24 protein-coding genes are annotated in these 26,179 nt (G+C 66.5%); 8 read left to right on the top strand and 16 right to left on the bottom strand.

Going from position 1 to position 26,179, the window contains the following annotated elements; genetic code table 11:
- Positions 1-11: 11 nt before the first annotated feature.
- The 7 genes from ACFO3A_RS07540 to pelG are packed head-to-tail and all read left to right on the top strand — an operon-like array spanning position 12 to position 12,559.
- Positions 12-2,816, top strand: coding sequence for a bifunctional glycoside hydrolase 114/ polysaccharide deacetylase family protein (locus ACFO3A_RS07540; protein WP_377725350.1), 2,805 nt, complete (start codon positions 12-14; stop codon positions 2,814-2,816).
- Complete coding sequence (locus ACFO3A_RS07535; protein ID WP_377725348.1) at positions 2,776-6,675, top strand: tetratricopeptide repeat protein; 3,900 nt, start codon at positions 2,776-2,778, stop codon at positions 6,673-6,675. Before ACFO3A_RS07540 ends, ACFO3A_RS07535 begins: the two co-directional genes overlap by 41 nt.
- A gap of 24 nt (positions 6,676-6,699) precedes the next feature.
- Entirely contained in the window at positions 6,700-7,251 is a 552-nt protein-coding gene (locus tag ACFO3A_RS07530; protein WP_377725346.1) for a penicillin-binding protein activator LpoB, read from the top strand.
- Positions 7,252-7,263: 12 nt separating this feature from the next.
- Positions 7,264-8,649 carry a PelD GGDEF domain-containing protein gene (locus ACFO3A_RS07525; protein WP_377725345.1) on the top strand — a complete coding sequence of 462 codons (1,386 nt, stop codon included), beginning with the start codon at positions 7,264-7,266 and terminating at the stop codon, positions 8,647-8,649.
- Complete coding sequence (locus ACFO3A_RS07520; RefSeq protein ID WP_377725344.1) at positions 8,642-9,643, top strand: hypothetical protein; 1,002 nt, start codon at positions 8,642-8,644, stop codon at positions 9,641-9,643. Before ACFO3A_RS07525 ends, ACFO3A_RS07520 begins: the two co-directional genes overlap by 8 nt.
- A complete protein-coding gene (pelF, locus tag ACFO3A_RS07515; RefSeq protein WP_377725392.1) occupies positions 9,643-11,181 on the top strand; it encodes a GT4 family glycosyltransferase PelF in 1,539 nt (512 codons plus the stop codon). The genes ACFO3A_RS07520 and pelF overlap by 1 nt, the downstream gene beginning before the upstream one ends.
- Positions 11,182-11,185: 4 nt before the next feature.
- Entirely contained in the window at positions 11,186-12,559 is a 1,374-nt protein-coding gene (gene pelG, locus ACFO3A_RS07510) for an exopolysaccharide Pel transporter PelG (protein WP_377725343.1), read from the top strand.
- A 161-nt stretch (positions 12,560-12,720) separates the two neighbouring features.
- Here pelG and hisA read toward each other — a convergent pair whose 3' ends face one another.
- From hisA to ACFO3A_RS07475, 7 genes are all read right to left on the bottom strand, one after another.
- Positions 12,721-13,464, bottom strand: a complete 744-nt coding sequence (gene hisA, locus ACFO3A_RS07505; RefSeq protein ID WP_377725341.1) for a 1-(5-phosphoribosyl)-5-[(5-phosphoribosylamino)methylideneamino]imidazole-4-carboxamide isomerase — start codon at positions 13,462-13,464, stop codon at positions 12,721-12,723.
- 88 nt (positions 13,465-13,552) lie between these two features.
- Complete coding sequence (gene hisH / locus ACFO3A_RS07500; protein ID WP_377725340.1) at positions 13,553-14,221, bottom strand: imidazole glycerol phosphate synthase subunit HisH; 669 nt, start codon at positions 14,219-14,221, stop codon at positions 13,553-13,555.
- A gap of 83 nt (positions 14,222-14,304) precedes the next feature.
- Positions 14,305-14,931: an imidazoleglycerol-phosphate dehydratase HisB gene (hisB, locus tag ACFO3A_RS07495; RefSeq protein ID WP_377725337.1), complete on the bottom strand. Its 627-nt coding sequence runs from the start codon at positions 14,929-14,931 to the stop codon at positions 14,305-14,307.
- Entirely contained in the window at positions 14,928-16,037 is a 1,110-nt protein-coding gene (hisC, locus tag ACFO3A_RS07490; protein WP_377725336.1) for a histidinol-phosphate transaminase, read from the bottom strand. The genes hisB and hisC overlap by 4 nt, the downstream gene beginning before the upstream one ends.
- A complete protein-coding gene (locus ACFO3A_RS07485; RefSeq protein ID WP_377725334.1) occupies positions 16,034-16,480 on the bottom strand; it encodes a PIN domain-containing protein in 447 nt (148 codons plus the stop codon). The genes hisC and ACFO3A_RS07485 overlap by 4 nt, the downstream gene beginning before the upstream one ends.
- Positions 16,477-16,746: a DUF6364 family protein gene (locus ACFO3A_RS07480; RefSeq protein WP_377725332.1), complete on the bottom strand. Its 270-nt coding sequence runs from the start codon at positions 16,744-16,746 to the stop codon at positions 16,477-16,479. Before ACFO3A_RS07480 ends, ACFO3A_RS07485 begins: the two co-directional genes overlap by 4 nt.
- A gap of 54 nt (positions 16,747-16,800) precedes the next feature.
- A complete protein-coding gene (locus tag ACFO3A_RS07475) occupies positions 16,801-18,042 on the bottom strand; it encodes an MFS transporter (protein ID WP_377725330.1) in 1,242 nt (413 codons plus the stop codon).
- A gap of 96 nt (positions 18,043-18,138) precedes the next feature.
- On the opposite strand from ACFO3A_RS07475, the gene ACFO3A_RS07470 reads away from it, so the two are divergent.
- Entirely contained in the window at positions 18,139-18,909 is a 771-nt protein-coding gene (locus tag ACFO3A_RS07470) for an AraC family transcriptional regulator (RefSeq protein WP_377725326.1), read from the top strand.
- Here ACFO3A_RS07470 and ACFO3A_RS07465 read toward each other — a convergent pair.
- The 9 genes from ACFO3A_RS07465 to ACFO3A_RS07425 form a co-directional block, all read right to left on the bottom strand.
- Entirely contained in the window at positions 18,884-19,981 is a 1,098-nt protein-coding gene (locus tag ACFO3A_RS07465) for a tellurite resistance/C4-dicarboxylate transporter family protein (protein WP_377725324.1), read from the bottom strand. The two genes, ACFO3A_RS07470 and ACFO3A_RS07465, sit on opposite strands and share 26 nt — an antisense overlap.
- A gap of 5 nt (positions 19,982-19,986) precedes the next feature.
- A complete protein-coding gene (locus ACFO3A_RS07460; protein ID WP_377725322.1) occupies positions 19,987-20,325 on the bottom strand; it encodes a zinc ribbon domain-containing protein YjdM in 339 nt (112 codons plus the stop codon).
- Between the two features lie 34 nt (positions 20,326-20,359).
- The gene (locus ACFO3A_RS07455) at positions 20,360-20,707 is read right to left on the bottom strand and encodes a hypothetical protein (protein WP_377725321.1); all 348 of its coding nucleotides are present in this window, start codon (positions 20,705-20,707) and stop codon (positions 20,360-20,362) included.
- A 110-nt stretch (positions 20,708-20,817) separates the two neighbouring features.
- On the bottom strand, positions 20,818-22,137 hold the full coding sequence (gene hisD, locus ACFO3A_RS07450) for a histidinol dehydrogenase (RefSeq protein ID WP_377725318.1): 1,320 nt from the start codon (positions 22,135-22,137) through the stop codon (positions 20,818-20,820).
- 23 nt (positions 22,138-22,160) lie between these two features.
- Complete coding sequence (gene hisG, locus ACFO3A_RS07445) at positions 22,161-22,805, bottom strand: ATP phosphoribosyltransferase (protein ID WP_377725317.1); 645 nt, start codon at positions 22,803-22,805, stop codon at positions 22,161-22,163.
- Positions 22,806-22,827: 22 nt separating this feature from the next.
- Positions 22,828-24,096 carry a UDP-N-acetylglucosamine 1-carboxyvinyltransferase gene (gene murA, locus ACFO3A_RS07440; protein ID WP_377725315.1) on the bottom strand — a complete coding sequence of 423 codons (1,269 nt, stop codon included), beginning with the start codon at positions 24,094-24,096 and terminating at the stop codon, positions 22,828-22,830.
- Positions 24,097-24,168: 72 nt separating this feature from the next.
- Positions 24,169-24,411: a BolA family protein gene (locus ACFO3A_RS07435; RefSeq protein ID WP_377725313.1), complete on the bottom strand. Its 243-nt coding sequence runs from the start codon at positions 24,409-24,411 to the stop codon at positions 24,169-24,171.
- 37 nt (positions 24,412-24,448) lie between these two features.
- Positions 24,449-25,216, bottom strand: a complete 768-nt coding sequence (locus ACFO3A_RS07430; RefSeq protein ID WP_377725390.1) for an ABC transporter permease — start codon at positions 25,214-25,216, stop codon at positions 24,449-24,451.
- A 2-nt stretch (positions 25,217-25,218) separates the two neighbouring features.
- The gene (locus ACFO3A_RS07425) at positions 25,219-26,136 is read right to left on the bottom strand and encodes an ABC transporter ATP-binding protein (protein ID WP_377725312.1); all 918 of its coding nucleotides are present in this window, start codon (positions 26,134-26,136) and stop codon (positions 25,219-25,221) included.
- Positions 26,137-26,179 lie beyond the last annotated feature (43 nt).

The raw sequence follows: 26,179 nt of genomic DNA, 5'->3' as shown, positions 1-26,179 counted from the left end.
CTTGCGTCTTTATGCCTACCTGTTTTCTGTATCGTCACTCCGCCCTCCTGGGCAGCGTTTTGCGCCGCCTCGTCCTGGCCTGCACGCTGCTGGCCGGTGGTGCCTGGGCACAACCGGCGCCCGCCGTGGCACTGTATTACGGCAGCGGCATCGCCCTGAGCGAATTCGGGAATTTTGACATTCTGGTCGTCGATCCCGACCACGTGGCGGCGCCCAGGCTGCCCGCGACCCAGGTCTACGCCTATGCGTCGGTGACCGAGGTCCACCCCACGCGGGCGTATTACGACAGGATTCCGGCCCAGTGGAAGCTGGCCCGCAATGCCGACTGGCAGTCGGACGTGATCGACCAGACCACGGCGCAGTGGCCGGATTTTTTCGCCGACAACGTCATCGCGCCCCTGTGGCAACAGGGCTACCGGGGGTTCTTCCTGGACACGCTCGACTCCTACCGCCTGGCCCAGGATTTTGACGAACAGGCCCAGCAGCAGGGACTGGTGCGCGTCATCGAAACCCTGCATACGCGCTTTCCGGGCATCCAGCTGATTTTCAACCGGGGCTTCGACCTGCTGCCCCGGCTGCCCGGCAAGGTGCAGATGGTGGCCGCCGAATCGCTGTACCGGGCCTGGAACGCACGCACGCAGCGCTATGAAGAAGTCTCCGAACCGGACCGCGCCTGGCTGCTGGAGCAGCTGCGCACCGTGCAGGAGCGCGACCACCTGCCGGTGCTGGTGATCGACTACGCCCCGCCGCACGACCGCGCACTGGCCCGCCGCACGGCCGAGAAAATCGCGGCCGACGGCTTCATCCCCTGGGTCACCGACAGCGACCTGTCCAGCGTCGGCATCGGCAGCATCGAGCCGGTGGCCCGCCGGGTGCTGGTGCTGTACAACGCCGACGAGTCGCCTTCGCTGCGCTACAGCAATGCCCACCGGTATCTGCAAATGCCGCTGAACCACCTGGGCTATGTGGTGGACTATGCCGATGTCAATCAGCCGCTGCCCAGCGCCGTCTACCCCGACCGCTACGCCGGGGTGATCACCTGGTTTTCCGGCTTTTACCCGGGCAGCCGGGGGCGCATGGTCGAGCAGTGGCTGGGCCAGCGCATGGACCTGGGCCTGCCCTTGGCCATCTTCGGCACCTGGGGCAAGGAACCCGGCGCGGCGTTCGCCCGCAAACTGGGCCTGCAAAACGCCGCAGAACCGGCGGCCCCCACAGCGCTGACGCTGCTGAACCAGCACCCGATGCTGGGCCTGGAGGCGCAGCCGCCCCTGCCGGGCGCACAGACCGACCTGGAGCAGCTCGGCCCGGCCCTGCTGGCGCAATCGACCCCGCTGCTGGCGCTGCGCGATGCCCAGGGGCGCACCCTGGTCGGCGGGGCCATCACGCCGTGGGGCGGCTTCATCCTCGACCCCAACGTGCTGACCGAAATCCCCGGCACCGAGGCGGCCCGCTGGATCGTCGATCCCTTCGCCTTCCTGCAGGCCAGCCTGCGCCTGCCCGTGCTGCCGATTCCCGACACCACGACGGAAAACGGCCGGCGCCTGCTGACCGTCCACGTGGACGGCGACGCCTACAACACCCGTGCGGAATTTCCGGGCAGCCCGCTCACGGCCCAGGTACTGCTCGACCAGGTTTTCCGCAAATACCGCATCCCGCAAACCATGTCGATCGTGGAGTACGAAGCCCACGAGATGACACCGGAGCTGACGCCCCGGCTGGAAGCCATTGCCCGCGAGATTTTCAAGCTGCCCCACATGGAAGTCGGCAGCCATACCTACTCCCACCCCTTTTTGTGGGACACCTCGCGCCGCCACGGCCTGTTCCTGGAGGACAGCGAAGCGGCCCTGACCCTGGACGTGCCGGGCTACACCATGAATCTGGAGCGCGAGATCGTCGGCTCCACCGAATACATCAACACCCGCCTGGCGCCCCCGGACAAGCCGGTCAAGCTGCTGCAATGGTCGGGCGACACGGCGCCGGGCGAGGCCGCCCTGGCCATCACGGCCCGCGCGGGGCTGCTCAACCTCAACGGCGGCGACACCTTCATCAGCAAGCTCGACCCCAGCCTCACGGCCATTGGCGCCCTGGGCCTGCGCAAAGGCCCCTACCTGCAGGTCTACGCCCCGGCGACCAACGAGAACATCTACACCAACCTGTGGACCGGGCCGTTCTACGGCTTCGAGCGGGTGATCGAAACCTTCGAGATGACCGGCTCGCCCCGGCGCATCAAGCCGGTGGGCATTTACTACCACAGCTATTCCGCGTCCAAACCCGCCTCGCTCAAGGCCGTCCACAAAGCCTACGACTGGGCGCTGCGCCAGCCGCTGCACCCGGTTCATGCCTATGAGTTCGCGCAGAAAGTGCAGGACTTCTACGACTTCGCCATCGCCCGCGACGGCACCGGCTGGCGCCTGAGCGGCCCCGGACACCTGCGCACCGTGCGCCTGCCCGCCGCGCTGGGCGTGCCCGACGTGCAGGCCAGCCAGGCCATTGCCGGCTGGCGCCCGGGCGAGGAAGCGCCCTACGTCCACATGACCGGCGCCTCCGCCCGATTGCAAACCGCAGCGGCGGCAGGCGCTGCCCCCTACCTGTACGAAGCCAACGGGCGCCTGGCCGCATGGCAGCGCACCGACCAGGGCTTCACGGCCACGTTCCAGGGCCATGTGCCCCTGGTCGTCACCCTGGCCAACGTCCAGGGCTGCCGGGTGCGTGCCGACCAGCGCCCCATCGCCGCACAGCGGCGCAGCGCGAACACCCACACCTTCCAACTTGCCCATGCTGCCGCTCAGATCGACGTCCTCTGCCCAGGCCGCTGAGCGCCCCGTCCTTGCGCCCGACTGGCTCGTGCTGGCCATGGCCGCCATGGTGTGCCTGGCGCTGTGGCTGATCTATCCGCGCCAGGACCTGGAAAAACGCCTGGCCGGGCTGGCCGAGTCCGAACTGACCAATGCCTACCTGAGCAACCTCCTGCACAGCGACCCGGACAATCCGCACCTGCGCCTGCTGCTGGCGCAGCGCCAGATCGCCCACGGCGAAGTCACCCATGCCCGCCGCACCCTGGCGCCGGCCCTGGCGTCCAGCGACCCCGAGTTGCACCGCCAGGCCCTGTGGACGCAGTGGGAGCTGGCGCTGTACGAATACAACCACCTGCCCGCCAGCGCCGACCAGCGCCTGGCGCAAAGCCAGGCCATCCGCCAGCAGATTCAGGCGCTGGCGCAAATCCCCTGGCCGCCATCGCAGACCCTGCGCCTGGCCACCTGGGCCAGCCAGTTCCAGGAAAGCACGCTGGCGCTGGCCCTGTTCACCACGCTGATTCCTGACGACCCGCAGGCCGCCGTCCAGTTCTACCGCACCGCCGCCCAGGAAGCCCTGGCCCGGGGCGACTACCACGGCAGTGCCCAGCTGTACCTGCAGGCCGGCACCGCCAGCCCTTCCCCCCAGGAAGCCAAGGCGCTGTACATCGACGCCGTGCGCACCCTGCAATCGGGCAACCAGATGGCCGCCGCCCTGGCGCTGGCCGAAGCCGAGGCCGGCCCCTGGGCCAGCGACCCCGAGGTACTCACCCTGCTGGTCAACCTGGCGCGGGCCACAGGCCGGCCGGACGTGGCGGAGAAATACGTGCGCCAGCTGCTGCAGCAATCGCTCTCCGGCATGATTCAAAAACAGGAGCTTCTGGCGCTTGAAAAACAAGGATTTCAAACACAAATCCATGTGAAATACCTGATTTCATCAGCGCAACCAGCTTCTGAAATCATGGCATCTCCCGCCTATGACGACGGCGCCCGGTGGCTGCGTTCCCCGGCGCTGCGCGTCGCCGACACGCCCGCGCTGCCACGGTTCGACGAAAAAACCTACCTGCTGGGCTACCAGGTGTTTCTGGAAAACGGCAGCCTGCAGGATGCCTGGCTGCTGGCCAACGCCGCCGTACAGCACCGGCCCGAGGCCATGGACTGGCGCGAGCGCCTGGCGCAAACCTCGGAATGGACGGGCCGCCAGCCCCAGGCGCTGCAACACTGGCTGGTACTGGCCCGCAGCACCGGCAGCGATGCCGCCTGGCAGGCCGTGCTGCGCCTGGCCCCGGGCCTGTTCGACGACGCGGCCCTGGCCGAAGCCCTGGGCCACGCCCTGCAATCGCGCCCGGGCGACCGCGCCCTGCTGCACGCCTTCGTCGCCACGCAGGAGCGGGCGGGCGAACCCCAGGCGGCCATCGCCTTCCTGCAGCGCCACACCCCCACCGCCGACACCCTGGAGCTGCTGGCCCAGCTGGCCGAACGCGCCGGCCAGCCCGCACTGGCCCTGGCCACCTGGCAACGGCTGCTGGCCGATCCGCAGCAGCTCGACGCCCAGCGGGCCATGCAGGCGGCGCTGCTGGCGCTGAGGCAAGGGCAGCCCGACTTGGGCCTGGCCTGGCTGGAAGCGGCCCATGCCCTGCCGCCCCCGCAGGAATCCGAAGCGGCCGCCACCCTCTGGCGCGTCACCGGCGCCGTGGCCGAAAGCCGCGACCACCAGACCCTGGCCGTGGATGCCTACCGCCAGCTGGTCGCCACGCCCGAGGCCGAGCTGACCGACTTCGACGGCCTCATCCGCCTGCTGCTGGAACCCCAGCCGCTGCAGGCTGCCGAGGCCGCCCGGCAGGCCTGGGAACGTTTTCACGAGCCGCGCCACCTGCTGCAGGCCTGGACGATCTGGAGCAACCGCAACCAGTGGCCCCTGATGACCCAGAGCCTGACCCAGCTACAGGCACAACCGCAGCACTGGCAGGCCTTGCAGCAATCGCCCGAGTTTTTGCGTCTGCTGGGCACTTACCACCAGAACTTTGGCCGACTGGAACTGGCCCGCAAGTACTACGAAGCCGGTTTTGCCCTGGCCCCCGACTCCGACGCCATGCGCCAGACGCTGCTGTGGCTGTTCATCGACAGCAACGACGCCGTGGCCCTGCAGCGCCTGCTCACGCAGTACGAATCGCGCTGGAGCCAGTCGGAAGCCATGCACGACAGCCTGGCTGCCGCCTACCAGGCGCTGTCCCAACCCCAGGTCGCGCTGCAGCGCTATCTGACCCCGCAGGCCGAGGCCCATCGCAACGACTTCCTGTGGCTGATGAACTACGCCGATGCGCTGGGCGAGAACCAGCAGGGCGATCAGGCCTGGCGGCTGCGCCGCGCCCTGCTGGCCCGGCAGTGGCAGCAGGCCAGCCAAGGCAGTGCGGGCCAGCGCCTGAGCCGCGCCCAGGCCCGTGCGCAGTGGCTGACCCGGGAAGGGGTGGATACCGTGCAGCGCATCGCCCGCGCCCGGCTGAACCTGACCCAGCAGCCCGGCGACCCCGCGCTGGACGTGCTGCGCGAGCTGCTGCGCCTGGACCGGGACGCACAGGGCAACTATTCCAACGCCGCTGCGGAAACCGCCATCGGCTGGCTGCAGGACGCTGCCGAATACGCCGCCGAACGCCGCTTCCTCTACCACCAGTACGCCCGCAGCCACAGCCTGCGCAGCAACCGCCCGCTGTGGGCCGACATCACCCTGGCCCTGGCCGAAGACGACAGGGCCGCCACCGGCCAGCTACTGGAAACCTTCGACCAGCGCCTACCGCGCTACGACCGGGTGAATGCAGCCGCCACCATCGGCGACCTGCGTCGCGCCCAGACCGCGGCCTTTGAAACCCAGGACCGGCAGACCGACGACGACCCGCTGCACCTGCAGCTGACGGACAACCTGCTGGCCTTCAGCGACCACATCGCCCTGCGCGGCAGCACCGAACAGCTCGGGGACATGGACGAGGCCACCGCGTCGGCCCGATGGCACTGGGCCATCTCGCCGCGCCTGGCCCTGGACATCGGCTTTGCCAGCGTGCGGCGCATGAACATCGCCGACGGCTTGGCCGACACCTTGCCGGAAGAAAAAATCTTTTCCCTGCTGGCCACTTGGCAGCACCCCGACGGCCTGACGCAACTGAGCGCAGGCCGGCGCCAGGGCTATGCCGACACCACGCCGGTGCTGCTCACCCACGACCAGCGCATCGACAACCGCCTGCGCTGGTACGCCGAGCTGGGCCGGCAACTGACGACGACAGAAAGCCTGCCGCTGCGCCTGGTGGGGATGAAGGACATGGTGAGCCTCAGCCTGCGCTACCAGCTCAGCCGCCTGGACCGCCTGGCCCTGACCCACGCGCAGGAGCGCTACTACCTGCAAACCGGCGCCCAGGTCGGCAGCGGCCACCACACCACGCTGGAATACACCCACACCTACCGCCAGGACGCCCCCACGGTAGACCTGGGCGCGTTCTGGTCGACCCACAGCTACCGCCGCCGCGACCCGGCCACCCTGGGCCGCCAGGGACTGCGAGCGGCCGAGCGCATCCTGCCGCCAGGGGCCGACGCAGCGACCGCCCCCGGGTTCTACCTGCCGGAGAACTTCCAGTTCTACGGCCTGCAGGCGGCCGTCAATATGCGCTTTGAAGAGGATTACACCCGCGCCGTGCGTCCGTATGCCATGGTCAGCCTCACCCGGCACAGCCAGTTGGGCGCCGGTTACGGCCTGCGCCTGGGGCTGGCGGGCAATGTGCTGGGGCCCGACCATCTGAGCCTGAGCTGGGGCATGGACAAGTCCGGGGCCGATTCCGCCAGCAGCACCAATCGACCGACGCGCAACCTGTCTTTGTCCTACCGCCTGCATTTTTAATTTTCACTTCCAGAAAGCTTCACCATGCTGTACTGCTCTTCCTTGCTGCGCCGTCTCGGCCTGACCCTGGCTACTGCGGCGGCCTTGCTGCTCTCGGCCTGTTCCACCCTGGACCGCGGCCCTGCCCCGCAATTGCAGGCGCAATCGAGCTGGGTGGTTCCGCCCTTTGCCAACCACACCGAAACCCCCTTGGCCGGCAGCCGTGCCGAAGCCATCGCCGCCGCCGTGCTGCACGCCCAGGGCGTCGGCAGCGTGCGCCGCGCCCCGGATGCCGCCGTGCAGGAAGCCCTGTTCAGCGCTGCCGACAACAGCCGCCAGGAAGACGCCCTGGCCTGGGCCAGGGACAACCGCATCCGCTACGCCCTGGCGGGCGCCGTCGAGGAATGGCGCTACAAGGTCGGCGTGGATGGCGAGCCGGCCGCGGGCGTGACCCTGCAGATCATCGACGTGCAGACCGGCGAACTGCTGTGGAGCGGCACGGGCGGCAAGAGCGGCTGGAGCCGCGAGGCCCTGTCCGCCGTCGCCCAGCAGCTCATCCGCAAGTTGCTGCGTACCGGCCTGGCCCAGGCCCGGTAACACGTCCAAGCCATGACAAGCTCCGAGACGGCAACCGCACGCCGTGAAATTCACCACCGCCAGGACGCTGCCGCGCCCCGGGGGCTGCACGTCCCGGCGAACCTGCTGGGCAAGCTGGCCCCCTACCACCCGCACCCGGCCATCGTCCTGCTGGAGACGCTGCTCCTGCCCGCTGCGGCCCTGGCCCTGGGCCTGCTCTGGGCGCCGCAAGACCCCCTGCAAACCCAGGGGGCCGGCTTTCCCTGGCCCTGGCTGGCGCCCGTCATCCTGGCCCTGCGCTACGGCCCGCTGCCGGGCCTGGGCGCCGCGCTGGTGCTGCTGGCCGGTTGGCTGGCGCTGAACAGCGGGCACTACGACCAGTTTCCGAAAATGTATTTTCTCGGCGGCCTGGTACTGGTCATGCTGGTCGGCGAGTTCGCCAGCCTGTGGCACACCCGCACCCGGCGGGCCGAAACCCTGCAGGCCTACCTCGACCAGCGGCTGGAACACCTGGTGCGCCAGCACTACCTGCTGCGCCTGTCGCACGACCGGCTGGAGCAGGAGCTGATCGGCCGCCCCATGTCGATGCGCGATGCGCTGCTGGCCCTGCGCGATGCCGGGCAAGGCAACAATCCGCACGCCCCCGACGTGCTGCTGCGCCTGCTGGCCCAATACTGCCAGCTGGAGGCGGCAGCGCTGTACCCCCTCGCCGACGACAGGCCGGGCACATCGGCCCTGGCCAGCCTGGGCGGCGTCGGCGACCTGGACGCCACCGATCCCCTGGTCGTCCAGGCCCTGGGCTGCCACAAGCTCTGCCATGTCAGCCAGGCGCTGGCCAGCCAGCAGACATCCCGCTACCTGGTGGCCGCGCCCCTGCGGGACCTGGCCGGTTCCCTGTACGGCCTGCTGGTGGTCGAGGACATGCCCTTCTTCGCCCTGCAGGAGGAAAACCTGCAGACCCTCAACCTGCTGCTGGGCTACTACACCGACGGCCTGTCCATGCACGCCCTGGCCGCGCCCATCGTGGCGCAGTTCCCCGACTGCCCGCCGACGTTCGCCTTCGAGCTGCAAAGGCTCGGGCACATCCACCGGCAGACCCAGGTGCCCAGCATCGTGGTGGTGCTGGAGTGCCTGGAACGGGCCATCGCGCTCGGCCTGCCCCAGCAGATTCAGCGCCTGAAACGCGAAATGGATGAGATCTGGTGCCTCGAAGCGCCGCAGCGCACCACCCTGGCCGTGCTGATGCCGCTGGGCGACCATGCCACCGCCGAAGGCTACATCGCCCGCCTGCAGGGCTGGGCCGCGCAGCAAGGCCATGCCTCGCTGGCCGATGCCGGCATTTTTCCCCACGTCATCGCGCTCAGCAGCAGCGCCCCCGAAGCCACCGTGGCCCGCATCCACGGCATTGCCCATGCTTAACCTGAAACTCGGCCTGGCCGCATTGGGGATGGAGGTCAGCGCCTGGACGACCGTGGCCCTGCTGTACGAGCGCTCCGATACGGCCCTGGCCGGGTATCTGCTGCTGCACACCCTGGCCTGCGTATTGCTGTCGCTGACGCTGCTGCCCCTGGTGCGCCAGCGCCAGGGGCGGCCGGGCTGGACGCTGCTCCTGATCATGGCGTGCAGTTACGCCATTCCCGTAGCGGGCTTCGTCGGGGTCGTGGCGGCCTTCGTCTTTCTGACGCTGTACCGCAAGCCCCGCCCCCGCGACGATTTCGAAACGCTGGAATCCCCCGAGTTCGACCAGCACGAAAAGCGGCGCAACAGCTTTCGGCACATCGGCATGCGCTCCTTCCTGACCAATACCAAGGCGCCCCTGCACGCGCGGATGCGGGCCATGTCGGCGCTGCAATACGTCGGCGGGCGCACGGCCACCCCGCTGCTGCGCACGGCAATGGGCGATGCCAGCGAAGATCTGCGCCTGCTGGCCTACGGCATGCTGGACAACCTGGAAAAGCGCATCAACCACGCCATCGACCAGGAGCTGCAGACCTGGCACGGCGCCCAGGCGGCAGGCGACGAGGTGCAGAGCATGGACAGCGCCCGCCAGCTGGCCGACCTGTACTGGGAGCTGGTGTACCAGGCGCTGGTGCAAGGCGACTTGCGGGACCACGCCTGCGCCCAGGCGCTGCACTACTGCGAGTACGTCCTGGCCCGCCAGCCCGACAACGCCGCCCTGGTGCTGCGCAAGGGCCGCCTGCTGCACGCCCAGGGGCACAGTGCCGAGGCCCAGGCGGCTTACGCCCATGCCCGCGCCCTGGGGCTGCCGGCCACGCGCGTGCTGCCCTACGAGGCCGAGCTGTGCTTCGAGCAGCGCGATTTCCCGCGCACCCAGGCGCTCATGAGCGCATTGGACCAATGGGGCGCACTGCCGCGCCTGCGCCCGGTCATCAATTACTGGAAGGGCCGCTGATGGAACACCCCAAGGCCGGCGACGCCGACATCGCCTTGTTGCTGGAAGGCACCTTTCCCTACGTGAGCGGGGGCGTCTCCAGCTGGATCAACCAGATCGTCCGCGCCTACCCGCAGTACCGCTTTGCCATCGTCTTCCTGGGCAGCAAGCGCCAGGATTACGGCGCATTCCGCTACCCCCTCCCGGACAACGTGGTGCATTTCGAGGAGCACTTCCTGTACGAAGACGTACAGCGCAGCACGCAGCTGCAGCCCACGCAGCGCCCGGGTAACCCGCAGGGCACGGCCCTGGTCAGGGACTTTCTGGCCGCCCTGGCCGCTGGCGGCCCCCGGGCACCGCAGGCGATGGCGGCATTCGAGGCCGTGGCGGCCCAGTTGCAGCCCGGCGGGGCGATTGCCCTGGAGGATTTCCTCTACAGCCGCCAGTCCTGGGACCTCCTGTGCCAGATCTACCGCGACCACTGTGCCGACCCCTCGTTCGTGGATTTTTTCTGGACGGTGCGCATCATGCTGCAACCCCTGTGGACCCTGGCCCGGGTGGCCCGGGCGCTGCTGACGGTGCGGGCGGTGCATTGCGCCTCGACCGGGTACGCGGGCTTTCTGGGCGGCCTGCTGGCGCAGACCCGTGGCATTCCCCTGGTGCTGTCCGAGCATGGCATCTACACCAAGGAGCGCAAGATCGACCTGTTCAAAAGCGAATGGATTCACGACAACCGCAACATCTTCCAGCGCGACCCGTCGGAGCTGTCCTACTTCCGCCAGTTGTGGATTGCCTTCTTCGAATGGCTGGGCCGCTACTGCTACCGCCGGGCCGATCCGATCATTGCGCTGTACGAGGCCAACCGCCTGCGCCAGATTCAGGACGGTGCCCAGGCCGAACGCACCATGAACATCCCCAACGGCATTGCCCTGGCCCGCTTTGCGCCGCTGCGCAGCCAGCGTCCGGCCAGCCCGCCGCCAGTGCTGTGCCTGATTGGCCGGGTGGTGCCGATCAAGGACATCAAGACCTTCATCCGCGCCATGCGCCGGGTGGTCAACCAGCACCCCCAGGCCCAGGGCTGGATTGCCGGGCCGCAGGATGAAGACCCGGCCTACGCCCAGGAATGCCGCAACCTGGTGCGCAGCCTGGGCCTGGACGAGCAGGTGCGTTTTCTGGGGATGCAGAAGGTGGAAGACCTGATGCCGCAAATCGGCCTGGTGGTGCTGTCCTCGATCAGCGAGGCCCTGCCCCTGGTGCTGCTGGAAGGCTACGCCGCCGGGGTGCCGGCGGTCAGCACCGATGTCGGCTCGTGCCGCCAGCTGGTGTACGGGCTGGATGCCGAAGACCAGGCGCTGGGCGCTTCCGGCGCCGTGGTGCCGATCGCCCAGCCGCAGCAGCTGGCCGATGCCGCCCTGGCCCTGCTGGGCGACCCCGCCGCCTGGCAGGCCGCCAGTGCCGCCGCCGTGGCGCGGGTGGAACGCTATTACACCGACACCCTGATGTTCGACCGCTACCGCCGGGTGTACGAAGGGGCGCTGGCGCCCGCCGCGAAAGGATAAGACCATGGCCGGGATTGGTTTCGAGCTGCGCCACATGCTGCGCAAGAACACCCTGCTGGGGCTGCTGCAGGCGTACACCTACGCCAGCGTGATCGGCTCGGGGCCGTGGGTGCTGTCCATCGTCGGCATCCTGCTGATCGGCATTTTCAGCGCCAGCGTGGTCGTGCCGGCCACCCTGGTCACGCAGTTCCAGACCTCGGTGACCTACCTGGTGGCGTGCAGCCTGATCTATACCGGGCTGGCGCAGCTGGCGTTCACCCGCTTCGTCTCCGACCGGATGTTCGAGCGGCGCAAGCAGGCCATCCTGCCCAATCTGCACGGCCTGATGGCGCTGGTGCTGCTGGGCGCGGGCGGCCTGGGCACGCTGGCGCTGTTTTTCGTGCTGCCCGGCGAAGGCGTGCTGTACCGCCTGCTGATGCTGGCCGGGTTCATCCTGCTGTCGGGCGTGTGGATTCTGACGGTGCTGCTCTCGGGCATGAAGCGCTACAAGGCCATCGTGGCGCTGTTTGCCCTGTCCTACGGGCTGATCGTGGTCAGCGCCCTGCTCATGCGCCGCTGGGGGCTGGAGGGGCTGCTCGGCGGCTTCGTGCTGGGCCACTACGTGCTGCTGGCGGGGATGTGGCTGCTCATCGTGCGCGAGTTCCACCCGGCGCGGCGCATGGTGGCCTTCGACTTTCTGCAGGCGGGCAAGCTCTACCCCTCGCTGGTGGCGGTGGGCTTTTTGTGGAACCTGGGCATCTGGGCCGACAAGTTCATGTTCTGGTTCTTCACGCCCACTTCGCAGGCCATCGTCGGCCACCTGCGGGCCTCGCTGATCTACGACCTGCCGGTGTTCCTGTCCTACCTGTCGATCATCCCCGGCATGGCGGTGTTCCTGGTGCGCATCGAGACGGATTTCGTCGAGTACTACGACAAGTTCTACGACGCGGTGCGCGATGGCGGTTCGCTGGAGTTCATCGAGGCCATGCGCGACGAAATGGTCTACGCCATCCGCCACGGCCTGAGCGAGATCGCCAAAATCCAGACCCTGGCGGTGCTGATCACCTTCGTCGGCGGGCCGGCCATCCTGGACTTCATCGGCATCTCGCGCCTGTACCTGCCGCTGCTGCAGGTGCAGGTGATCGGCGCGGGCCTGCAGGTGGGGCTGATGGCGGTGCTGAACGTGTTTTTCTACCTCGACCAGCGCCGCATCGTGCTGTGGCTGTGCGTGCAGTTCGTACTGCTGAACGTGGTGCTGACCGGCCTGAGCCTGTGGTTTGGCGCAGCCCTGTACGGCTACGGCTTTGCGCTGGCCACGCTGCTGACCCTGGCCACGGGCCTGCTGCTGCTCTCGCGCAAGCTCGACCGGCTGGAGTACCAGACCTTCATGCTGCAATAGCAGCCATCCACAAAAAACGGCCAGGATTTCCTGGCCGTTTCTTATTGGTGGTACGCCTTATTCCATTTCCAGATCAAGCGTGAACGCGAAGGCGAAGCGCAGACAGTACAGGCGTACGGAAAGCGAAGCCGACAAAGTGCACGTTTGATATGGAAATGGAATTACGCCTGTTCGGTCAGCGCATCCGCCCGTTCCTGCGCGGCGGCAAAGTCCAGGTCGCCGGAATAAATCGCCCGGCCGCAGATCACGCCTTCGATGCCCTCGTCCTGCACGGCACACAGCGCATCGATGTCGGCCATGCCCGCCAGCCCGCCCGAAGCGATGATGGGGATACGCACGGCCTGCGACAGTTTCACGGTGGCGTCGATGTTGATGCCGGAGAGCATCCCGTCGCGGCCAATGTCGGTGTAGATGATGGATTCCACGCCCCAGTCCTCGAAGCGCTTGGCGGTGGGGATGACCTCCTGGCCGGTGAGCTTGCCCCAGCCATCGACGGCAATCTTGCCGTCCTTGGCATCCAAGCCGACGATGATGTGCCCGGCAAAGGCGCTGCACGCATCCTGCAAAAAGCCGGGGTTCTTCACGGCGGCGGTGCCGATGATGATGTAGTCCATGCCCAGATCGACGTAGCGCTCGATCGTGTCCAGGTCGCGGATGCCGCCGCCCAGCTGCACGGGGATTTCGCCGTCCACTTCTTTCAGGATGGCCTTGATCGCGGCCAGGTTCTTCGGCTGGCCGGCGAACGCGCCGTTCAAGTCCACCAGATGCAGGCGCCGCGCTCCGGCATCCAGCCAGCGGCGGGCCATTTCGGCGGGGTCGCCGAAGATGGTCGATTGGTCCATATCGCCTTGTTTCAGGCGTACACATTGGCCGTCTTTGAGGTCGATGGCAGGAATGAGCAGCATGGGTGATGAGGGTGCAAAAGTGGCGTCAGAGTGCCGGGTTGAGGGAAGGTGAAATCTTAGAGCGAAAACAGGCGCTTAGGAACCGGCTCTAAGGCTGCCAGTGCAGAAAATTTCGGTACAGGCGCAGCCCCTGGGCGGCGCTTTTTTCCGGGTGGAACTGGGTGGCGAACATGCCGCCGTGGGCCACGGCGCTGGCAAACCGGTGGCCGTAGTCGGTGGCGGCGGCGCAATCGCGCTCCTGCGCCGGCTGGGCGTAGAAGCTGTGCACGAAGTAGAAAAAGCTGCCGTCCGCCACCCCGTCCCACAGCGGATGGCGCTGCCCGCCATGCTCGGCCTGCCACACCTGGTTCCAGCCCATTTGCGGCACTTTGAAGCGGCTGCCGTCGGCCTGGCGCTGGCCGGCCAGGTCGAAGCGGCGCACCTGGCCGGGGATCAGGCCCAGGCCGGGGGTGTCGCCCTCTTCGCTGTGTTCCAGCAGCATCTGCATTCCGACGCAGACACCGAACAGCGGCTTGCTGGCCGCCGCGTCGCGCACGGCGTCTTCCAGCCCGCTTTGGCGCAGCGCCGCCATGCAGTCGCGCATGGCGCCCTGGCCGGGCAGCACGACGCGGCTGGCCGAGCGCACCACGGCGGGGTCTTGCGTGACCTGCACGCGCACGGCGCTGTCGGCAGCGGCGGCCAGCACGGCCTGGGCCACGGAACGCAGGTTGCCCATGCCGTAATCGACGACGGCGACGGTGTTTGTGATTGTTTGCATAGCTGCTTGCGTTGGTCAATACTGGTCTTTAGACTGTTTTCCATCTGAAAACCAATCCATGCCAGCAGTAAAAGCTCTCTTTTTTACAAAGCGCCCTTGGTCGACGGAATCACCCCGGCCATGCGCGGGTCGTGTTCCAGCGCAAAGCGCAGCGCACGGGCAAAGGCCTTGAAGATGGTTTCGCACTGGTGATGGGCGTTGAAGCCTTTAAGGTTGTCGATGTGCAGCGTCACGCCCGCGTGGTTCACGAAGCCCTGGAAGAACTCGTACACCAGTTGCGTGTCGAGCTGGCCGATGCTGCCGGCGGTGAACTTCACGTCCATGTGCAGGCCGGGGCGGCCCGAGAAGTCGATGACCACGCGGGAGAGGGCTTCGTCCAGCGGCACGTAGGCATGGCCGTAGCGGCGGATGCCTTTCTTGTCGCCGATGGCCTGGGCAAAGGCCTGGCCGATGGTGATGCCGATGTCTTCCACCGTGTGGTGGCCGTCGATGTGCAGGTCGCCCGCGCATTCCACGTCCAGGTCGATCAGGCCGTGGCGGGCGATCTGGTCGAGCATGTGGTCGAGAAAGCCGATGCCCGAATTAAGCCGGGCCTGGCCCGTGCCGTCCAGATTGACGCGCACCTGCACGCGGGTTTCCGCCGTGTTGCGCTGCACTTCGGCAGTGCGGGCAGTGGTGGGCTGGGTGGTGACTAAAGCGTTGCTGGTCATAAGGACTCCTGTAAAGCGGCCAACATCTGGGTATTTTCTTCGGCGCTGCCCACGGTCAGGCGCAGGCAGTTGTGCAGCAGCGGGTGCAGGGCAGAGACGTTTTTCACCAGCACGCCCCGCGCCTTCATCGCCGCCAGGGTGCGGGCGGCATCGGGCACGCGCAGCAGCACCATGTTGGCTTCCGAGGGCCAGACCTTCTCCACCCCCGCCATGCCCTGCAAGGCCGCCACCAAGGCGCTGCGCTGGGCACACAATTCCTGCGCCTGCGCGGCAAACACCTCGGCATGTTCCAGCGCAAACAGGGCGGCTTCGCTGTTCAGCACGCTGACGTTGTACGGCGGGCGCACCTTGTCGATTTCCGCCACCAGCGCCGCCGCGCCCAGCATGTAGCCCAGGCGCACGCCGGCCAGGCCGAATTTGCTCAGGGTGCGCATCAGCAGCACATGGCCGTTGCGCTCAGGCTCGGCCCGCAGTTGGTCGAGCCACGTGCGGCTGGCAAAGGGCTGGTAGGCCTCGTCGACGACGACGATGCCGCCCACCTGCGCCGCAGCGTCGATCACCGCCTGCATGTCGGCCTGCGCCCACAGCGTGGCGGTGGGGTTGTTCGGATAGGCCAGATAGGTGATGGCCGGGCGCTCGCGGGCCATGGCGGCGCACATGGCGGGCACGTCCAGGGCGAAGTCCGCCGTCAGATCGACGCCGACAAACTCCAGCCCCTGCAATTGCGCACTCATGGCGTACATGACAAAGCCCGGCAACGGCGCCAGCACCTTGGCCCCCGGCTGGGCGCAGGCCAGGCTGACCAAGCTGATCAACTCGTCCGAGCCATTGCCCAGCATGAGCTGGCAGCCCGCAGGCACGTCCACATACTGCGCCAGCGCCTGGTGCAGCAGGCCGATACGCTCGCCCGGGTAGCGGTTGATGGCCAGGGCGCCCAGGCGCTGGCCCAACGCGGCCTGCAATTCGGGCGGCAACGTGAAGGGGTTTTCCATCGCATCCATCTTCAGCAGCCCGGCGGCGGGCTGGACGTGGTAGGCGGCCATGGCCCGCACGTCGGGGCGGATGCGTTGCACGGCGGCAGCGGTGGCATCAGTGGTTGTGGTCATAACTTTCCTTCGGCAAATTCCTGCGGCGTGCTGTGCAAGGGGTGGCACACCCGCACCCCGCCATACACCGCGCCATGCGGCAGGTGCAGGCTGAGCATGGCTTCGCAGCCGCTGTGCTGGGCGCAGGCCAGGGCCAGGCAGTCGCCAAACGGCAGGTCGTGCCGCGCCTCGATGGCCCAGGCGGTTTCCAGCGTGGCGGCATCGGTTTTCCAGGGCGTCCAGGTCTGGTAGCGGCGCAGCGCAGCGCGGGCATCGCCCCGGGGCATGGGCCGGGGGGCGGCAACCACCTGGTCGTAAAACTCCACCAGCGCCTGGTTGCCGGTGCGGCCGCTGCGGTGCTGCCACAGCCCGTCCAGCCAGTCCAGGCAGGCCCGGTACAGCGGGCCGCCGCCCGTGTCCTCTGCCGCAATCAGCACCGAGGTATCGACGAACACCGGGTTCATGCTGCGCCCCCGTCTTTCCCATCGTTCTGGCCGTCAACCCTTTGCGGGCTTGCGCTACGCGCTGCGGTTTTTTGCACAGGCTGCGCCTGCCAGCCGCGCTCGTCGGTGCGCCAGGCCAGATAGGCGCGTTCGTAGGCATCCTCGCGCTGCTGCATCTCGGCCATGAAATCCCCCACCATGCGCGAGACGCTGGTGCCCCGGCGGGCCGCCTCGATGCGGGCCCATTCCAGCACGCTGTCTTCCACGGTGATGGTCAGATTTTTCATGCGGCACAGTTTACACGAAATTCGTGTTGCACGAATTTCGTGTAACAACCAGCATCACGCTCGCCGTTTGCCGGTATCCGGCAGCAGCGCCGTCGCCAGCCCCAGCAGCGGCAGGTAGGCCGTCACCCCGTACACCCAGACAATGCCGTGGACGTCCGCCAGCTTGCCCAGCCCCGCCGCTCCCAAGCCGCCAATGCCGAACATCAGCCCGAACATCAACCCCGACACCATGCCCACGCGGCCCGGCACTGCCTCCTGGGCGTAGACCACCATGGCGGCGAAGGCCGAGGACATCACCAGCCCGATCAGCATCGCCAGCACCGCCGTCCAGAACAGGCCGACGTGCGGCAAGGCCAGCGCGAACGGGGCCACGCCCAGGAAGGACACCCAGATCACCGCCTTGCGCCCGATGCGGTCGCCCACCGGCCCGCCCGCAAAAGTGCCCACGGCAACGGACGCCAGAAACATGAACAGGAAAACCTGGCTTTGCTGCACGCCCACGCCAAAGCGCTGCATCAGGTAGAAGGTGAAATAGTTGGTGAACGCCGCGATGTAGACGAACTTGGCAAACAGCAGCACGCAAATCACCGCCACGGCCCGCACCACGCCGGCACGGCCCAAACCACCGGCATGGCCTTGACCCAGACTACGGGCCTGCGCCTGCCCGTGGCGCCGCACCCAGAGCGTGAGTCGGTACAGCACAAAGATCGCTGCCAGCGCAATCAGCATGAACCACGCCACCGCCCCCTGCCCGTGGGGAATGACGATGGCCGCCGCCAGCAGCGGGCCGATGGCCGAGCCGGTATTGCCACCCACCTGAAAGGTCGATTGCGCCGTGCCGAAACGCCCGCCCGACGCCAGCCGGGCAATGCGCGAGGCCTCCGGGTGGAAGGTGGCCGAGCCCACGCCCACCACCGCAGCCGCCACCAGCAGCATCGGATAACTGCCCGCCGTCGCCAGCAGCCCGATGCCGATCAAGGTCATCACCATCCCGGACGGCAGCAGATAGGGCAAGGGATGCCTGTCCGTCACCAGCCCCACCCAGGGCTGCAACAGCGATGCCGTCGCCTGATAGACCAGCCCGATGATGCCGATCTGCCCGAAACTGAGCGCGAAGTTCTGCTTGAGCAGCGGAAAAATCGCCGGCAGCATGGCCTGGATCAGGTCATTGAGCAAATGCGCCAGCGCCGCACCGCCCACCACGGGCAACAGAAAACCGTGCTGCCGGGCGGGGACAGGAGAAGAAGCCGGTGCCGTGGCAACGGTCTCCGGGCAGGTGGCAGTGGGTGTGGTCATAAAACAATACGAATGAAAAAGCGAACGCCCGCGAGGGTACGTTGTACCGTGATGGCTGTCCTGCGCTAATCTGCCAATAACCATCGAGTTTCTGCCATGCACACCACCACGCTCCCGCCCCATCGCCCCCCGACACTTGCACCGGCCGTACTGGCCGTGGAACGGATGTACCCGTCAGGCGCATCGACCGGCTGGCATACCCACGATGCAGGGCAACTGCTGTACGCCACCAACGGCGTCATGCTCGTGCATTCGGAGGGCGGCGCCTGGGTGGTGCCGCCGCATCGCGCCCTCTGGCTGATCGCCGGGCTGCGCCATAACGTCACCATGTCGGGCGCCGTCCTGATGCGAACTGCCTACATCCGCGCAGAGACAGTGCCCGGCCTGCCGCCGCAAAGCTGCGTGCTCAACGTCTCGCCGCTGCTGCGGGAGCTGCTGGTTGCGGCGGTGCAGATCACGCCAGCCCCGGCGCTGTCCGGAAGGGACGCCCACCTCATCGCCCTGCTGCTGGACGAGGTACGTGCCGCCCCTGCCATGACCCTGCATCTGCCCCTACCCCGCAATGTGCGGCTGCAGGCCATCTGCCATGCGTTGATGAACCGCCCCTCGGACACCACCAGCGCAGCCGCCTGGGCACGCACCCTGGGCGTGGGAGAGCGCACCCTGTACCGGCTGTTTACCCAGGAAACCGGTATGCGCTTCGCCCAATGGCGCGAACAGGCCCGGCTGCTGCACGCCCTGCGCGGCATTGCCGAAGGCCGCAAGATCATCGACGTGGCGCTGGACTGCGGCTACGCCAGCCCCAGCGCATTCACCGCCATGTTCAAGCGGCATTTCGGGGCTACGCCGTCCAGCTTTTACCTCTGAGCGCGTGCGAGATACGCCGCAGCATCCCGAAAAACGTCAGCCCCCAGGCCGTCAGCGCGACCCACCAGAACGCCAGCGGCACGCTGCGCAAAAAGCCGAAGGCCATCGCCTTGTCCAACTGCCAGGTGCAGGCCGCATACATCCCCAGCGGAAATACCGCGCCCCAATACAAGGGGTCGTACTGCAAGGGAAAGCGCCGGTAGACGTGCCGCCAGATGCCCAGCACCAGCAGCATGGGAATCCACCAGGTGCCGGTGGCCCAGTAGAACAAGGTGAAGCCTTTGAGGAAGGGCAGCAGCTCGGCCAGATACGGCGCATGCGGGGCGTTCTGGATCAGCAGCGAACCGGCCAGGGTGGAAATGGCCATGGCGCCCATGTTGATCCAGTACGGCGGGGCCAGGTCGCCGGGGGCGAAACGGAAAAAGGTGTAGCGGTAAAAAATCAGCGACATCATCCAGATGTAGAGCATCCCGCCCCACAGCCACATGGACAGCGCCAGCAGATTCAGCTCCAGCCGCAGGGGCTGGCCGATGCGGTCGGCCAGCAGGCAGCTGCTCACCGCCAGCGACTGCGTGGCCACCACCGCCAGCAGCCAGGCACCGTTGATGCCCTTGTCCAGCGGCGGCTTTTCCTGCTTGACGGTGAAGGCGGTAAAGATGGAATACGTCAGCACCAGCCACAACAGCAGCGCCAGCGCCCACAGCCCCACGCCCAGCGGCAGATAGTCCAGTTGCACCACCGCCTGGCTGGCCAGAATCCCCGAAGCCGCCACTGTGGTGAAAAAACCCGGCCCGCGCAGATGGTCGATCAAATCCTGGAAAAACCGCTGCGGATACAGCACCGCCCGCGCCCCGTACAGCAGCCACAGCAGGGCGTACTGGCCGAAGTTCAGCCACAACAGCCCCCGCGCCACCAGCGGATGTCCCATCATCCCCGCCCCCAGCGAGACGATGCCCGTGGCCATCACCAGCCCGAAATAGGCAGGCGACAAATCGGCCAAAGGGGCATGCCAGGGTGGGGGGCGTGTGGTCAAGACCGGCCTTTCCGCCACATCGGCCAATCTTTTCGCCATGAAGATCAGGCTTTCTTGATGTACTCGGATTTCAATTGTATCGACCCGAACCCGTCGATCTTGCAGTCGATGTCGTGGTCGCCATCCATCAGGCGAATGTTCTTGACCTTCGTTCCGACTTTGACCACCGAAGAGGAGCCCTTCACCTTGAGGTCTTTGATAACGGTGACCGAATCTCCGTCTTTCAGTGCGTTGCCAAAGGCGTCTTTCCACACACGCTGTTCCTCTACAGCCTCTTGCGTAACACGGCTCCATTCGTGGCCGCATTCGGGGCAAACGTACTGGCTGCCGTCTTCATAGGTGTAGGTCGAATCGCACTTTGGGCAGCACGGGAGATTGTTCATTATCATTCCTTATCAAAATTACAAAAATCCGGGATTATTCTCGACAAAATCCTTTTCCGATTTTTTTATATTCCCCACTCAAACTTCTTTCTCGTTCATCGATGAGTGCGACAAGGGCGGCATTGGTCTTTGATATTGATACAGCGGCGGCAGTGGCGACGTTCAGTGCCGCTACCGCCGCACCAGCAGTAATAGCGAGGAATAGATTTGTCTGGGCAAAATATGCAAAAACCCCGACCAAGACGCCTGCCAGGTATGCAAAAGGAAGTTGCCAAATCTTTAATGGCACAGCCTGTGCCGCCAAGCACACTTTTTTAAAAGCTTGCTCACGTCGCAGCTCTGCAAGATGCAGTTCTTCTGGTAATTGTGGTGTGGGTTTCATAATGATGGGTACAGGACAATATGGTGGCGCCAACGAAAACAATAGCTATTATCAATCACTATTACTTCGCAGCCCATATGCTCCAGACAGGCTGCGACGGGACGCTGACGTTACGCCTTCAACCGCATTTCCGCCGCCCGCGCATGGCCCTGCAAGCCTTCGCCGTGCGCCAGTACGCTGGCGATGCGGCCCAGGGTTTGGGCGCCCTGTTCGCTGACTTCGATCAGGCTGCTGCGCTTCTGGAAGTCGTACACGCCCAGGGGGGAGCTGAAACGGGCCGTGCCGCTGGTGGGCAGGACGTGGTTGGGGCCGGCGCAGTAGTCGCCCAGGCTCTCGGAGGTATAGGCGCCCAGGAAGATGGCCCCGGCGTGCTTCAACAGCGGCTCCCAGCGGTGCGGATCGCGGCTGGAGACTTCCAGGTGTTCGGGGGCGATGCGGTTGCTGATGGCGCAGGCTTCTTCCATGCTGCGCGTATGGATGAGGGCGCCCCGGTCGCTCAGGGACTTGGCGATGATTTCGGCGCGGGGCATTTCGGGCAGCAGGCGGTCGATTTCGCGCTGCACGGCGGCGATGTAGTCGGCATCGGGGCACAGCAGGATGGACTGGGCCAGTTCGTCATGCTCGGCCTGGCTGAACAGGTCCATCGCCACCCAGTCCGGGGGCGTGCTGCCGTCGGCCAGCACCAGGATTTCGGATGGCCCGGCGATCATGTCGATGCCGACCAGGCCGAACACGCGCTTTTTCGCGCTGGCGACGTAGGCGTTGCCGGGGCCGGTGATCTTGTCCACCTTGGGCACGGTGGCCGTGCCGTAGGCCAGCGCGGCCACGGCCTGGGCGCCGCCGATGGTGAAGCCGCGCGTGACGCCGGCGACGTAGGCGGCGGCCAGCACCAGCGGGTTTTTCTCGCCCTTGGGCGTGGGCACGACCATGATGATTTCCGGCACACCGGCGACGTGGGCAGGGATGGCGTTCATCAGCACGCTGCTGGGGTAGGCGGCCTTGCCGCCGGGCACGTAGATGCCCACGCGGTCCAGCGGGGTGACTTTCTGGCCCAGCAGGGTGCCGTCGGCGTCGCGGTAGCTCCAGCTTTCGCCGCTGGCCTTTTTCTGGGCCTCGTGGTAGCTGCGCACGCGCTGGGCGGCGGCCGTCAGGGCGTCGCGCTGCGGGGCGGGCAGGCTGTCGTAGGCGGCTTTCAGCTCGGCCTGGGTCAGCTCCAGTGCCGCCATGCCTTCGGCGGGCAGGCCGTCGAAGCGGGCGGTGTAGTCCAGTACGGCGGCATCGCCGCGCTGCTGGACGTCGGCCAGGATGGCGGCAACGCGCTCTTCGATGGCAGCGTCCTGTTCGGCCGACCAGTGCAGGCGCCGGGAAAAATCTTGCTCAAAAGTGCTTGAAACCGTTGACAGGCGGGCGGGAGTAGCTACTAAGTTCATGATTTTTCCTGGCGAATGCTGCGTTAATCTTGGGTGATGGCCCCGGCAAAGGCGTCGATGATGGGGCGCAGTTTGGCTTGCTTGATTTTCAGCGCCGCCTGGTTCACGACCAGGCGCGAGCTGATGTCCATGATGCGCTCGACCTCGACCAGGTTGTTGGCTTTCAGGGTGCTGCCGGTGGAGACCAGATCGACGATGGCGTCCGCCATGCCGGTCAGCGGCGCCAGCTCCATGCTGCCGTAGAGCTTGACCATATCGACGTGGACGCCTTTCTGGGCGAAAAACTCGCGGGCGATGGTGGTGTATTTGGTGGCGATTTTCAGGCGGGCGCCTTGCTGCACGGCGGCTTCGTAGTCAAAACCGGCACGCACGGCAACGCTGACGCGGCACTGGGCGATGTGCAGGTCCAGCGGCTGGTACAGGCCCTGGCCGCCGTGTTCGATGAGCGAATCCAGGCCCGAAACGCCCAGGTCGGCCCCGCCGTACTGCACGTACACCGGCACGTCCGAGGCCCGCACCAGCACGACGCGCACGTCCGGCTGGTTGGTGGGGAAGATCAGCTTGCGGGACTTTTCCGGGTCTTCCGCCACGGTGATGCCGGCGGCGGCCAGCAGCGGCAGGGTTTCTTCGTAAATGCGGCCCTTGGACAGGGCGATGGTGATGCTCATAACGGCAGCGATCTGAATGGAGTTAGGAAATGCGCTGGATGTCCGCCCCCAGGGCCCGCAGCTTGTCTTCCATGCGGTCGTAGCCCCGGTCGAGGTGGTAGATGCGCTCCACCGTGGTTTCGCCCTGGGCCACCAGGGCGGCGATGACCAGGCTGGCCGAGGCCCGCAGGTCGGTCGCCATGACGGTCGCCCCGGTCAGGCGCTGCCCGCCGGTGACGCTGGCCACGCGCCCGTCGGTGCTGATCTGCGCCCCCAGGCGGCGCATTTCATTGACGTGCATGAAGCGGTTTTCAAAAATGGTTTCGGTCACCGTGCTGCTGCCTTCGGCCACCAGATTGAGGGCCATGAACTGCGCCTGCATGTCGGTGGGAAAGCCGGGGTATTCGGTGGTGCGAAAGCTTTGCGCCTTGAGCGGCCCTTCGCTGCGGATGCGCAGGCCGCCTTCTTCAGCCAGCACCTGGGCACCGGCGTCGTGCAGCTTGTCCAGCACCGCGCCCAGGTGGTCGGCGCGGGCATGGCGCAGAAAGGCTTCGCCGCCGGTGGCGGCCACGGCGCACAAAAAGGTGCCGGCCTCGATCCGGTCGGCCACGACCTGGTGCTCGCAACCGTGGAGTTTTTCCACCCCGTCGATGACGATGCGGCTGGTGCCGTGGCCGGAGATTTTCGCGCCCATGCGGATGAGCATTTCCGCCAGGTCGGTGATCTCGGGCTCCATGGCGGCGTTTTCCAGCACGGTCTGGCCTTCGGCCAGGCAGGCGGCCATGAGGAAGTTTTCCGTGCCCGTCACCGTCACCATGTCGGTGCTGATACGGGCGCCGCGCAGGCGCTGGCGGCCCAGCGGCAGGCTGGCCAGCATGTAGCCGTGGTCGACGGTGATTTCCGCACCCATGGCCTGCAAGCCCTTGATGTGCTGATCGACCGGGCGCGAACCGATGGCGCAGCCGCCGGGCAGCGATACCTTGGCGCGGCCAAAGCGGGCCAGCAGCGGCCCCAGCACCAGCACCGAGGCCCGCATGGTTTTCACCAGCTCGTAGGGCGCCTCGGGGTTGAGCGTGTCGGGGGCGGTGAAGCTCATGCCGCCGCGCTCGCCGTGGGTTTCGGTGGCCACGCCCATGTGGTCGAGCAGGCGGCGCATGGTGGCCACGTCGTGCAGGCGCGGCACGTTGGTGAGGTGTACCGGGTCGCCGGTCAGCAGCGCCGCGCACATTTGCGGCAGTGCGGCGTTCTTTGCGCCGGAGATCAGCACCTCGCCCTGCAGGCTCTGGCCGCCACGGATAAGGAGTTTGTCCATAACCAATCGCTGGTGATTAAGAGAAAAATGGGCCTGCGGTGCCTGCCGGACAAGCGTCGGCAGCGATCGGTTTCAGGCTTGCAGCTCGGCCCATTCGGCGGGCGTGAGGGTTTTCATCGACAGGGCGTGCAGCTCGTCGGTGACCATCTTGGCGTGGACGGTGGCGTTCACCATGCGCTGGCGCTGCACGCGGTTCTGGCCCTCGAAGGCGCTGGAGACGATGACGGCGAACCAGTGGCGGCCGTCGCCTTCCACTTCGATGTGTTGGCACTCCAAACCTGTAGCTATCAGCGCTTGAATATCTTCAGCATTCATATTAAAACCTCTTGAAATCGTTATTTAATCAGCGGTACTAGCTGCGAATTTTGTAGCCCGTGCGCAGCAGTTGCAGCGCCAGCGCACTCACCAGCAGCCAGGCCGTGCCCGCCATGGCCAGACTGAACCAGGGAGACACGTCGCTCTGGCCGAAGAAGCCGTAGCGAAAGCCGTCGATCATGTAGAAAAACGGGTTGAAATGGCTCAGGTTCTGCCAGAACGTCGGCAGGGAGTGGATGGAATAGAACACGCCGGACAAAAACGTCATGGGCATGATGAGGAAGTTCTGGAAGGTCGCCATCTGGTCGAACTTGTCCGCCCACAGCCCGGCAATCAGCCCCAGCGTGCCCATCATGGCGCAGCCCAGCAGGGCGAACACGGCAATCCACAGCGGCGCGGCAAATTCCGGAATGGCAAAAAACAGGGTGATGGCAAACACCCCGGCGCCCACCAGCAGCCCGCGCAGGATCGCCGCGCCCACGTAGGCGCCAAACCAGGCCCAGTGCGACAGCGGGGTGAGCAGCAGGAACACCAGCGACCCCATGATCTTGCTTTGCACCAGGCTGGAGGCGCTGTTGGCAAAGGCGTTCTGCAACATGCTCATCATCACCAGCCCGGGGATGAGGAAGGCGGTGTAGCTCAGGCGGTCGTAGACCACCATGCGCCCTTCCAGCACGTGGCCGAACACCAGCAGGTACAGCACGGCGGTCAGCACCGGCGCGGCGATGGTCTGGAAAGCCACTTTCCAGAAGCGCTGCACTTCCTTGTACAGCAGCGTGCGCCAGCCGGCGCCTGGCTTGGGCATGGTCATTGGCCGCCTCCCTGCTGCTGTTGCATGACGTGGATGAACACGTCCTCCAGATCGGCACGGCGGATTTCCACCTCCTGCGGGCGCACGCCGCCCTGGCGCAGTGCGGCCAGGAGCTGCTCGACATCGGCGGCGTCGTGGGCCGGAATCTGCACGATGCGCCCGGTCACCCGCGCCCGCGTGGCCAGATCGGCGGGCAGGGCATCGTCGGTCTTGAACTGCAACACGGTGCTGGATGCGGATTTGAGCAAGTCGTCCATGCGCGAAAGGGTGACGATCTGCCCGCGCTTGAGCATGGCGACGCGGCTGCACAGCGCCTCGGCCTCTTCCAGGTAGTGCGTGGTCAGCAGCACGGTATGGCCCTGCTTGTTGAGCTGGGCGATGAACTGCCACAGCGTCTGGCGCAGCTCCACGTCCACCCCGGCGGTGGGTTCGTCCAGCACGATCACCGGCGGCTTGTGTACCAGCGCCTGCGCCACCATCACGCGGCGCTTCATGCCGCCGGAAAGCTGGCGCAGGTTGGCCGTGGCCTTGTCGGCCAGGCCCAGGCTTTCCAGCAGTTCGTCGATCCAGGCGTCGTTGTTCTTCAGGCCGAAGTAGCCGGACTGCAACTGCAAGGTTTCGCGCACGTTGAAGAAGGGGTCGAACACCAGCTCCTGCGGCACGATGCCCAGGCGCTGGCGGGCGGCGGAAAAATCGCCCTGCACATCGTGCCCCAGCACCGATACGCGCCCGCTGCTGGCACGCGCCAGCCCTGCCAGGATGCTGATGAGGGTGGTTTTGCCAGCCCCGTTGGGGCCGAGCAGGCCGAAAAATTCGCCCACCTCGATGTCCAGGCTGACGTTTTGCAGCGCGTGGAAATCCCCCTTGGGGGTGGTGTAGGTCTTGGAGACGGATTGGAAAGAAACTGCGGTCATGAGCTTGCCATTTTACGGTGCGGCCCGCAGCACCATGCTGCGC

This window comes from Comamonas nitrativorans, from assembly GCF_042654765.1.
In the GTDB taxonomy this organism is placed as follows: domain Bacteria; phylum Pseudomonadota; class Gammaproteobacteria; order Burkholderiales; family Burkholderiaceae_C; genus Comamonas; species Comamonas nitrativorans.
This window is presented reverse-complemented; position numbering and strand designations above follow the sequence as displayed.

Coding starts and splice junctions, on each gene's coding strand:
- ACFO3A_RS07525 (WP_377725345.1), top strand. CDS start 7,264: ATGACAAGCTCCGAGACGGCAACCGCACGCCGTGAAATTCACCACCGC.
- ACFO3A_RS07520 (WP_377725344.1), top strand. CDS start 8,642: ATGCTTAACCTGAAACTCGGCCTGGCCGCATTGGGGATGGAGGTCAGC.
- hisG (WP_377725317.1), bottom strand. CDS start 22,805: ATGAGCATCACCATCGCCCTGTCCAAGGGCCGCATTTACGAAGAAACC.
- ACFO3A_RS07430 (WP_377725390.1), bottom strand. CDS start 25,216: ATGCCCAAGCCAGGCGCCGGCTGGCGCACGCTGCTGTACAAGGAAGTG.
- hisC (WP_377725336.1), bottom strand. CDS start 16,037: ATGACCACAACCACTGATGCCACCGCTGCCGCCGTGCAACGCATCCGC.
- hisA (WP_377725341.1), bottom strand. CDS start 13,464: ATGCTGCTCATTCCTGCCATCGACCTCAAAGACGGCCAATGTGTACGC.
- murA (WP_377725315.1), bottom strand. CDS start 24,096: ATGGACAAACTCCTTATCCGTGGCGGCCAGAGCCTGCAGGGCGAGGTG.
- hisD (WP_377725318.1), bottom strand. CDS start 22,137: ATGAACTTAGTAGCTACTCCCGCCCGCCTGTCAACGGTTTCAAGCACT.
- hisB (WP_377725337.1), bottom strand. CDS start 14,931: ATGACCAGCAACGCTTTAGTCACCACCCAGCCCACCACTGCCCGCACT.
- ACFO3A_RS07540 (WP_377725350.1), top strand. CDS start 12: ATGCCTACCTGTTTTCTGTATCGTCACTCCGCCCTCCTGGGCAGCGTT.
- pelG (WP_377725343.1), top strand. CDS start 11,186: ATGGCCGGGATTGGTTTCGAGCTGCGCCACATGCTGCGCAAGAACACC.
- ACFO3A_RS07535 (WP_377725348.1), top strand. CDS start 2,776: ATGCTGCCGCTCAGATCGACGTCCTCTGCCCAGGCCGCTGAGCGCCCC.
- ACFO3A_RS07475 (WP_377725330.1), bottom strand. CDS start 18,042: ATGACCACACCCACTGCCACCTGCCCGGAGACCGTTGCCACGGCACCG.
- ACFO3A_RS07530 (WP_377725346.1), top strand. CDS start 6,700: ATGCTGTACTGCTCTTCCTTGCTGCGCCGTCTCGGCCTGACCCTGGCT.
- ACFO3A_RS07435 (WP_377725313.1), bottom strand. CDS start 24,411: ATGAATGCTGAAGATATTCAAGCGCTGATAGCTACAGGTTTGGAGTGC.
- ACFO3A_RS07480 (WP_377725332.1), bottom strand. CDS start 16,746: ATGAAAAATCTGACCATCACCGTGGAAGACAGCGTGCTGGAATGGGCC.
- ACFO3A_RS07470 (WP_377725326.1), top strand. CDS start 18,139: ATGCACACCACCACGCTCCCGCCCCATCGCCCCCCGACACTTGCACCG.
- pelF (WP_377725392.1), top strand. CDS start 9,643: ATGGAACACCCCAAGGCCGGCGACGCCGACATCGCCTTGTTGCTGGAA.
- ACFO3A_RS07465 (WP_377725324.1), bottom strand. CDS start 19,981: ATGGCGAAAAGATTGGCCGATGTGGCGGAAAGGCCGGTCTTGACCACA.
- hisH (WP_377725340.1), bottom strand. CDS start 14,221: ATGCAAACAATCACAAACACCGTCGCCGTCGTCGATTACGGCATGGGC.
- ACFO3A_RS07485 (WP_377725334.1), bottom strand. CDS start 16,480: ATGAACCCGGTGTTCGTCGATACCTCGGTGCTGATTGCGGCAGAGGAC.
- ACFO3A_RS07455 (WP_377725321.1), bottom strand. CDS start 20,707: ATGAAACCCACACCACAATTACCAGAAGAACTGCATCTTGCAGAGCTG.
- ACFO3A_RS07425 (WP_377725312.1), bottom strand. CDS start 26,136: ATGACCGCAGTTTCTTTCCAATCCGTCTCCAAGACCTACACCACCCCC.
- ACFO3A_RS07460 (WP_377725322.1), bottom strand. CDS start 20,325: ATGAACAATCTCCCGTGCTGCCCAAAGTGCGATTCGACCTACACCTAT.